2 protein-coding genes are annotated in these 2661 nt (G+C 35.2%); both read left to right on the top strand.

Annotated elements, in window-relative coordinates; translation table 11 throughout:
• Positions 1–146: 146 nt before the first annotated feature.
• Positions 147–443: a DNA-binding protein Alba gene (gene albA, locus QHH19_07135; GenBank protein ID MDH7518093.1), complete on the top strand. Its 297-nt coding sequence runs from the start codon at positions 147–149 to the stop codon at positions 441–443.
• Positions 444–636: 193 nt separating this feature from the next.
• Positions 637–2265 (top strand): CTP synthase, encoded by a 1629-nt coding sequence (locus tag QHH19_07130; protein MDH7518092.1) that lies wholly within the window; start codon positions 637–639, stop codon positions 2263–2265.
• Positions 2266–2661: the final 396 nt, after the last annotated feature.

Below are 2661 nucleotides of genomic sequence, written 5' to 3'. Positions count from 1 at the left end.
GTTGGTCTTATGAGGTTGAGTTGTTGCAGAGTAAAAAATAGTATAAATTTCTACTTTCCGAAGTACTGAGGGGATAGAAAAGTTTATAAACAGTAGATATGTTGGTAGACGGAAAACTACAATGAATTAACAGGGAGGAAAAAGTTATGGCAGAAAAAGGAACACAAGATGAAAACACCATATTTGTTGGAAACAAACCCCCAATGAGCTATGTACTAGCTGTAGTAACTCAGTTCAACGGCGGATCAGAGGAAGTAGTCATAAAAGCACGTGGGCGTGCTATAAGTAGAGCCGTTGATACAGCGGAGATTACGAGAAACAGGTTCGTAACGAACGCAAAAGTGAAAGATATAAAAATTGGTACAGAGACTATTACTAATGAGGAAGGGAAAAGTTCCAACGTGTCATCTATTGAAATACTGTTGTCAACAAAAGGAAAGTAAAATATACAAAAACTAAGATTTGCAGGTGCTGCGACAGAAAAGATTTTTTTGTTGTATTAATGTTGTTTAGCACCTCCTAATTTTATTTTTTTATTTAAATAAAGTTTTTTGTTTTTTAATTTTTTTGCCGAAATTTGGTAGAAAGGGAAATGATTTAAATTAGATAGTGTATTCTACTTGCCTGTTGATAGGGATGGCTAATTATATAATTGTAACAGGCGGAGTTATTTCTGGTTTAGGAAAAGGTATTACAACTGCTTCTATTGGTAAAATTTTGCAGTTGCATGGCTATAAAGTTACTGCGATGAAGATTGACCCATATATGAACTATGATGCTGGTACGCTGCGTCCAACAGAACATGGTGAGGTTTGGGTTACTGAGGATGGTGGGGAAATTGATCAGGATCTTGGTCATTATGAGCGTTTTTTGGATATAAATATCCCAAAGTATCATAATATTACAACAGGTCAGGTTTATGGGGCGGTTATTGAAAAAGAACGTCAGGGTAAGTATCTCGGTAAAACTGTTCAGCCTATACCTCATGTGACAGATGAGATCAAAGAGAGGATTAGGAGACCTGCTAATGAGGGTAACTGGGATTTTGTTCTCGTTGAAATCGGTGGTACTGTTGGTGACTACGAGAATGTTTTGTTCCTTGAGGCTGTTCGTCAGATGAAGCTTGAGGGGGAAAAAATATTGTATGTTCATGTTACTTATGTACCTGTTCTTGATGCTCTTGGTGAGGCTAAAACAAAACCTACTCAGCATTCAGTTAAACTACTACGCGAGATTGGTATCCAACCTGATTTTGTTATCACTCGCTCTGAGAAACCTCTTGATGATGTGCGCCGTGAGAAAATAGCTTTGTTCTGTAACATTCATCAGGAGGATGTTATATCTGATTCTAATGTTGATAATGTTTATGCTGTTACATTGCTTTTTGAGAAACAGGATCTTTGTAAGAAGATTCTGAAGAAACTGAATCTGAGGAAGGAGCATAATGATTTCGAGGGGTGGGAGCGGTTCATTAAAAAGGTTAGGATGCTTAAAAAACCTGTTGTAATTGGTATAGTCGGTAAATATTTTGATATTGGGACATCTCAGCTGTCTGATTCATATATATCTGTTATCGAGGCTGTTAAACATGCTGCTTGGAACAATAACCTTAAACCTGATGTAAGGTGGATTGATTCAAAGCTTTTTGAGAGAAAACCTAGGAAGTTAGCTATGCTTGATAAATTAGATGGTATTATTGTACCGGGTGGTTTCGGATCATCAGGCATGGAAGGGAAAATAGAAACCATTCGTTATGCCCGTGAACACAATATACCATATCTTGGTTTGTGTCTTGGTATGCAGCTTGCTATTGTTGAATATGCTCGTAACGTGTGTAATATGAGGGGTGCTCATACAACCGAGGTTGACAAAAACACGCCTTACCCAGTTATTGATTTCATCCCGGATCAGGTTAAGATTTTGCAGGAATCTCGCTATGGTGCAACAATGAGGCTTGGGGCGTACCCAGCTATTTTGAAAGAGGGGACGATTGTACATAAACTGTATGGTGAAAACAAGGTTTTTGAGAGGCATAGACACAGGTATGAGGTTAACCCAAAATATGTGGAGGAGTTAGAAAAATATGGTTTGGTGTTTTCAGGGCGATCACCAGATGGTGTTTTGATGGAGTTTATGGAGTTACCAAATCATCCTTATTTTGTTGGAACACAGGCTCACCCTGAGTTTAAATCACGTCCTATGAAACCTTCGCCTCCTTTTGATGGTTTGATAAAAGCTGCTAAGAAAAAAAAGGATTCAAAATAAAAAATTTATCTTTTTAAAAAAATGGTTTTATTTTTATTCTTTTTAGTTCTTTTTATTTAAGAATTATGTGTTAAATTTATAAATACATAATTGATACTACCATTGAGGAGAGCTGGGATGGAAAAATATTTGGTAACAGATCATAAATTTTTCATAGGTAGTCTTGTTTTAATTGGATTGTTTTTATTACTGTGGTTTATTCTGTAGTATAAAAACATAATCCAATTATTTTTTTATAATAAATTTTTTAAAAAAATATCTTAAAAATCTATGTTAAAAATTTTATATTTATTATTTCTTATTAATTTATACTTGTGGTTGTAAGAATTTTCCCTAGTGTCCTAGCATAATTAAAATATTATAAATTGTATCACCTTCTTTGGTGATATGTGGATG

The sequence above is a fragment of the Candidatus Thermoplasmatota archaeon genome (assembly GCA_029907305.1).
Lineage (GTDB): Archaea > Thermoplasmatota > E2 > DHVEG-1 > DHVEG-1 > JARYMC01.
The sequence above is the reverse complement of the archived record's forward strand: the minus strand, read 5'-3'. Positions and strand labels throughout refer to the sequence as shown.